The sequence below is a fragment of the bacterium genome (assembly GCA_040755795.1).
Classification (GTDB): domain Bacteria; phylum UBA9089; class CG2-30-40-21; order CG2-30-40-21; family SBAY01; genus JBFLXS01.
On record JBFLXS010000218.1, the window covers coordinates 1 to 6,698 of the forward strand.

The following is a 6,698-nucleotide window of genomic DNA, read 5'->3' on the forward strand; positions in this document are numbered from 1 at the left end:
CCTCTTTGTACCACTCTTTTGAATACTCTCTACTTGTTCCATCGATGACACTCCTTTCGTCTAACCCAATTTGGAGTGTCACCCTATTTCCCTAATTCCTTGGTATCATAAACTGGTCGTTAGGACAGGGTATTCCGATACTCGATGAGAATTCAAGAAGGCTTACGATATTCGGCGGCAGGCTTAGGACCGCTTCACCGGGCGAGTTCGTGCTTGCCGGGATCGTGGCGTTTATAGCTTTTGTGGTGATTGGCACATCGCAGATTGATACATCGGGAAGAGGATGGAAAGGGATGTATAACCAGGGGGTGATTGATAAGCGGGAGTATTATGAGAATAGATTTAGGGTTTTATGAGGCAGTGCTTTATTTATTAAAGTAATATTTTCATAGCGTATCACTGAAACACTTATAAAAGTACGTAGCACGATATTTTTGTACTTTCGGGCTTGTTGCTTCCTCCATGAAAGTCAAATTCATAGAGTAATACTCTTGGAGAGCAAAAAGGAAAACAGAGAAACAATAATTTTAAAGATTTTAATATGGTAAAGATTTAGGATTCAAACATATAAAACATTTTCTTTCTAAGTTGTTGAAGATTAGTCGAAAAAATAGTTCGGATAGAAATTATTTTTTTGTTAAAAGACAGGCGATAATGCCTGCTCTGCTGGTTACACTTAGTTTCCGCATGAGTATTTTTAAGTAGCTTTTAATTGTATTCAGGCTCAATCCGAGGATTTGAGCAATCTCCTTATTGCCTCGCTCTTCAATTAATAACCGGACAATATCTTGTTCTCTCTGATTCAAACTGAATTGCCGTGAAATAAGAGAAAGATTTAACTTGTCAACATTCATTCTTTCAAGTATGAATATGAAACGGTTGTCTTCTTCTTGGGAAGATTTATGATTTGAAAGACTCAGCCCCTTAACAAGATAAAACCTGCGGTCACTTTTCAAGGTATCAAGGATATAAACAGGCGTATTGCCTTGTTCTGTTTTAGTAAGACCTTTATTAATCATCCGTTTCCATTGACCACACAAAAAAAGCAGTCCATCATGAAATTGTTTTTTCTCTCCAAATGATTGTATTGCCCGGGAAAGAATTTGTAAGGCTTCGTGATTATAAAAAACTTCCTCGCATTTCTTATTGCTTTTTGGTCTATATATTAGAAATGCATTCTGATGTATAAAACAAGGATCGTTTATATCAGTAACAACATTCTTCATTCGATAAATTCTTGCCCCCACAAAAAAACAAATCAAACATTATCAGCATTTTTGATATTATTTAAAACCAAAGGGATACACCCGTTTGAGGGTATCCTTTTGGGTGTATTGACAGAATTTATCAGAAATATTATATATATCTCGATTTAAAAACACCATTATTTTTTGAGGGGAAATGCATACAAAAAAGGAAGGCTTTCCCAAAGAAAGAAGGCGGTCCGCTCGTCATTATTATACCAATCCCGTCAGCTTAGCAGTCTTGGGAGATTCCCATAACCCACCAAATGATATTAAACATTCTATAGATGCGATAGATATTAGTGATAGCGGAATGAGGATAAATATATCTAGAACAGCTTTAAGAAAGGGAGCGATGATTAAAATGCAGATTCCTATGCCCGATGCTTATGTAAGGATACCAGTTCTAGCTGAGGTAATTTGGTTAAAAGAGAAAAAGCCTGAAATCTACCAAGTTGGGCTTAAGTTTTTATTAGAATAAGAAGCTTAAAAAAGGGGGGATTTGTTATGAAATCATGGGAGCGCATGAAAAAGTTGTTACTAATGCTCGCTGTTGTTTTTTATGTAGTTTCATCCTCTGTAATCAGTTACGGAGCAGTTGATGTCACTCTTCTAAATAATACATTTGTTCGAGGAACTGGTAATCCGATTATTGAATCTTTCAATTTTGCAGGTGGTGACGGCCCGGCAAAAATAATAATATATAATGGTGGAATCGAGAATTCATCGACTGAAAAAGTTAGCAGTTCTATGATTAGTATTAATGAGCAGGTTGTCTTTAGCGCATCAGATTTTAACCAGAAAGTTGACTATTTGGAAAAGTCTATTCAGATATCTGAAGGAGAAAATATTATCGGTGTACTTTTAAAAGGCAAACCCGGTGGCAGGCTCGCTATTCAAATAATTCAAACGATAGATGCAGAAGTTGCTGAAGTAATTGGACCCGAAGGTGGCGTTATAACAGTTGAAGATACAGAAAGTCCTCTTTATGGGACAAGAATAGAGATTCCAGCAAATGCTTTTAACAAATTTAAGATAATTTCAATTAAAGACAATAATCTGTCGTCATTACTTCCTGAAGGTACAATTGACACAGGTCCGTTTGTTGATTTTGGTCCAGATGGGACTCAATTTAACAGTCCAGTATATATAACCATTCCATATGCAGATAAGGATAATGACGGGTTTATTGATTACTCAGATATTCCTGAAACTGATATTAAAGTAGTGAATTATAATGAAACCGATCAAACTTGGGAAGAACTTACTATTTTAAGTCAAGATATTGAAAAAAACTTGATTACAGTTGAGGACATTCATTTTAGTACAAAAGTTTCTATAGCGACATTGAACTGTACTGGACCTGCCGTAATATTCGCTATAGATGGCTTAAAATTTAAGGAAGTATTTTCTTTTGGATTTTGGCCTGACGACTTACAACCAAGTTACTTACAGGATGCTATTAGAGATATGAAGCTTAATAATATTAATAGAGCGTGCGTAATAACTTATAGTGGCCCTGGCAATTCGGCTGAGAAAAGATGGGATGGAAATGCACATAAGACAGAAGATATCATGAACGATCTTAAAAAAACTGTAAAGGCATATTATGATTATGCAAAAAATAATAATAGAAAATTTGTCCTCGTTACTCACAGTTGGGGGACAATATTAGGAATGTTAGCATTGAAATATAATAATGATGTGAATCCAGACCTCTTCATTACGCTTTCATCGCCGTATGGAAGTATTAATGCTGCTTCCCAATTGGTATATCCGGCAGAGGCCATTATTAATACTTTTTTGTGGGATGAAATCTATGAAACGTACGCCAAATGTGGCCAGCCAGCTCGAAAAATAGAGAATTTTCAATTTAAGTGGACAAATTATTGGGCATGGGGTGACGTCATTTCTGGCCCTATTCAGAAGCTTTCTGCTAAAGACATTCAAATAGATCAAACCTACAATACAAATAGAAATTGGGGCTCTGGTGATACCAAACGTTGGCATGCCATAACGAGCTTGAATAAAACTGTAATGCATTATAGTGATTTTAATCAGACATATAAAAATTATGCTGATAATTTTATTAATAAAGTGAAATCTGAAATAGTTAATTCAATTGGAGATGGTTCCGGTATCATGATAAACAACTCTAATTTTATTAATGGAGGTGACGAATCAACAACTTCAACGACAGTCAATATAAACTTGACAGCTACAGATGCGTGTGGTATCGATGCTTATTATGTTTGCGGATATTTTGATATGACATGTGATCCACCAGGGCCATGTCCTTTGACGCCGGAGCTTATTCAATGTGTATTAAACAAGATACAAGATCATACACCTTTTATATATCCACCCGTAAAAAAACTTGTTTTAAACATGCCTGTAGAGACAGTTTATTCTTACATGCGACCTGCGTACGGTGATACATTGGGTGTAGACGTTTGTTTTTACAGTGCCTGTGGATATTATGCATGTGCATTCGACTCGATTAAATATACAGGCCCATCACTAAGATAAATTAGCCTGGCCGGCATCCGAGGGGCCTTAATGAGTATCAAACGGCTCCAGGGTAGTGCGATCGGACGCCGGCACCTCATAGTTGTTTTATTAGTCATTCACACGGTGTGACAGGAATCACATCGCATATTGAATTGGGAACTAAGCTACGTTAGATAAATCCTACCCAACCACTTTCCAGCGGAGTAATTTTACATAATATGGATGTTGCTTCTTAAATATCCTTGTTAGGTTATCTATTTTCTCGCATCAAAAATCTCCTGCAAAATCTTTTGCCATTCATAAGGGTCTTTGTAATAGGAACCATGACAAGTCGGCCAGGGGAAATCATAATATGATAAACTTGGCTTAATCTTTATATTCTTATTTGCCTTTGATAGGCCACTAATACTTCCAGATATCGGATCGCAACTTGCCCAATAATTGCGCCATTTTTTTACATTAGAAAGTGGGCCAACTGAAAATATATCATAAGGAGTCAGTTGGAACCATGTGTAACTTTTAACATCTATCGACTGTGAATCCAGCGGGGACCCCAGCGTAATAAAGGTATCCACTATTATATCTGGGTTCTTGGTCAAGGCGACATAGGCGAGAAAAGTTCCCCAACTATGGGACAAAATAACTAATGGACTATCTGGTGCTTTTTTCTCCTCTAGCATTTTTAAGGTCTTTGAAAGTGCGCTTGCATAAAGTCCGGTATCGACACTATCTCTAGACCATTTGAAAGGGATAAACTTGCCTACTTTCTTTTCAATAGCATACTTCATAAGGTCATTTTCATTAATTGCATCCATAAGATAATGTGAAAAATTGTCCGGGCAATCCGGGTGTATCAAAGAGAGAAGTCGCATGCCATCGATGACGACTATATATCCGAGCTTTGTTTTTTCAATGACTGATGTGCCAAGACCAAATATATCTAAATTCACTGTTGAATTATTAGGATCATTCGACGTTATAGAAATATTTGCATTAAAACTTCCGTTATAAGATGGACAGAATATAACAGAAAAAGTACACGAGTTACCCGGGGTAATGTAATTATTTGCGCCGCACGGGTGTGTCCCATCATTCATCTCTATCAAGAAGTTTGCATCTGATGTAGAGATTCCCAAAATTTCTAAATTAGCGTTGCCCGTGTTGTAAAGAGAAAATAATTCTGGCATAGGAGAGCATTTTCCAACAGTCATTTCTCCAAAATCATGGGACGTAGGAGAGACTTCAATGTTGCCGTACGTGGGCGGGGGAAGTTCGATACCTCCACGCACACATCTTACATAATTGTAATCTGTTTTGTGGCCGTCATAGCTATAATGTAGATAGCCACGATAAAAATTTACAAACCAAGCGTAACCAGAGTCCATTGCGCTTGTAGTAGAGGACCAATAATTTGAAGAGGAATCGGATCCTACCGCATCAGCGAAAAAAGAGGTATCGATTGCAGGCCGATACTTAGAATCGTCTGTTATCGACTCAATCTCTTTGATATTCGGTAATCTCCAGTCAGCCTTTTCTCCCAGAATAAGTGTATCACAATAATTTAGGGCAGCTTGCCAGGTCATCTCCCCAGGCTCGCCTTGCTGCCATGTCAGTTTAGTAAAATTATCTGTTACCGTACCGTCATAGTTATTAGTGAATTCTTGTACTGGAGTCTGTCGATTCCGAACACAGCGTAAAACTAGGTAGCTGCTCAGCATGGAATTTCCAACGTTGCCATAGTTAAAGTTTACTGCCCATCCTCCACCAAAAGCATCGGGCGTAGCTGTCCAAAAAAAGTTTGAATTCACATTTGCAAAAATGGGGTTGATTGTCGGATCCGGGGGGGACATACCATAATCAATGATGCTCATCATTTCCTTCTTTGTGGGTGCACGCCAGTCGGAATAACCCCCCAATGTTAGCGAGTCGCAAACATCTCTTGTAGTCGGGTTATATGTTGCATTATAAATACCAGCGACCTGATACCAATTATAAAATTTGCCATCATTTACTTTCTGCCACATCAGTCCAGTGTTGTTATCCGTAACCGTCCCATCTCCATTATCCGTAAAGCTCATGGGATTGATATTGTATTCTCCATCCTGTCCCGTACCAGCGCAGCTGATTACGTTACCATTGATGTCATAGCAGGTCGTTTGACCAGTGTCGGGGAGTTTGAAACTGCCTGGAGTGTGAAGAACCTGTATCTCCGTATCAGACAGTGCACGGTTGTAAATACGGACTTCGTCCATTAAGCCTGAGAAGTCTTCTGGTCCTGGACATGGCGATGCCCCTATATGCAAATTACTTGTATTTGAAATAATACCATTAGAATGTGACTGTAATATGTTAGCAATTTGGCCATTAACATAAAATTTAATAACACCATGTATGGCACCGTCGTATGTCATTGCAACATGAACCCATTGATTTTCGGGTACTGCATAATAAGCATCATCAACACCGTCACTGTTTGCGAAAAAGGCAGCCATACTATTGCCACTATTTGTTTTCCAGAAACGTGCCCAAAAAGCATAAGGTTCGTTTGTATTTGAATCTGATTTACTTATAATTGTGTCGCCGTTATTACCGGTATCCAAATATACCCACGCTGCAATTGTTATCGCACTGCCTGATAAATCAAGAGAATAGCTATGAGGAATAACAATTCCTTCATTACTTCCTTTAACGAATTTTGCTGCACCGTTAACTATGCCTTCGGATGAATAACTGACATAGTTTGTATTTGGTATACCATGATTTGCATTACCTGAGCTATCGAGGCCAAGATTTGAAGGAACATCAAATTGCCAATATCTGTGCACGCCATGAGTTAATGATACCGAAATCAGAAAAAACTGGGTAACACTTTTCCATTCAGGGTCACGGTTACAAAACCTTTCTTATTCAGCCAGGCCTCGACGGCAATACGCCAGGCCGCCT

The 6,698-nt window shown here is 38.2% G+C and carries 5 protein-coding genes; 3 read left to right on the forward strand and 2 right to left on the reverse strand.

What is annotated here, in order from left to right; all coding sequences use genetic code 11:
• The first annotated feature begins 209 nt into the window (after positions 1-209).
• Entirely contained in the window at positions 210-356 is a 147-nt protein-coding gene (locus AB1414_13190) for a hypothetical protein (GenBank protein ID MEW6608378.1), read from the forward strand.
• A gap of 270 nt (positions 357-626) precedes the next feature.
• Here AB1414_13190 and AB1414_13195 read toward each other — a convergent pair whose 3' ends face one another.
• Positions 627-1,226, reverse strand: coding sequence for a LuxR C-terminal-related transcriptional regulator (locus tag AB1414_13195; GenBank protein MEW6608379.1), 600 nt, complete (start codon positions 1,224-1,226; stop codon positions 627-629).
• Between the two features lie 175 nt (positions 1,227-1,401).
• On the opposite strand from AB1414_13195, the gene AB1414_13200 reads away from it, so the two are divergent.
• A complete protein-coding gene (locus AB1414_13200; GenBank protein ID MEW6608380.1) occupies positions 1,402-1,725 on the forward strand; it encodes a PilZ domain-containing protein in 324 nt (107 codons plus the stop codon).
• A gap of 26 nt (positions 1,726-1,751) precedes the next feature.
• The gene (locus tag AB1414_13205) at positions 1,752-3,773 is read left to right on the forward strand and encodes a hypothetical protein (protein MEW6608381.1); all 2,022 of its coding nucleotides are present in this window, start codon (positions 1,752-1,754) and stop codon (positions 3,771-3,773) included.
• A gap of 236 nt (positions 3,774-4,009) precedes the next feature.
• On the opposite strand, the gene AB1414_13210 is transcribed toward AB1414_13205, so the two are convergent.
• On the reverse strand, positions 4,010-6,580 hold the full coding sequence (locus AB1414_13210) for a DUF1566 domain-containing protein (protein ID MEW6608382.1): 2,571 nt from the start codon (positions 6,578-6,580) through the stop codon (positions 4,010-4,012).
• Positions 6,581-6,698 lie beyond the last annotated feature (118 nt).

Bases quoted from the DNA above. Each gene is read 5' to 3' on its own strand.
- AB1414_13195 (MEW6608379.1), bottom strand. From the start codon at position 1,226: ATGAAGAATGTTGTTACTGATATAAACGATCCTTGTTTTATACATCAG.
- AB1414_13200 (MEW6608380.1), top strand. From the start codon at position 1,402: ATGCATACAAAAAAGGAAGGCTTTCCCAAAGAAAGAAGGCGGTCCGCT.
- AB1414_13205 (MEW6608381.1), top strand. From the start codon at position 1,752: ATGAAATCATGGGAGCGCATGAAAAAGTTGTTACTAATGCTCGCTGTT.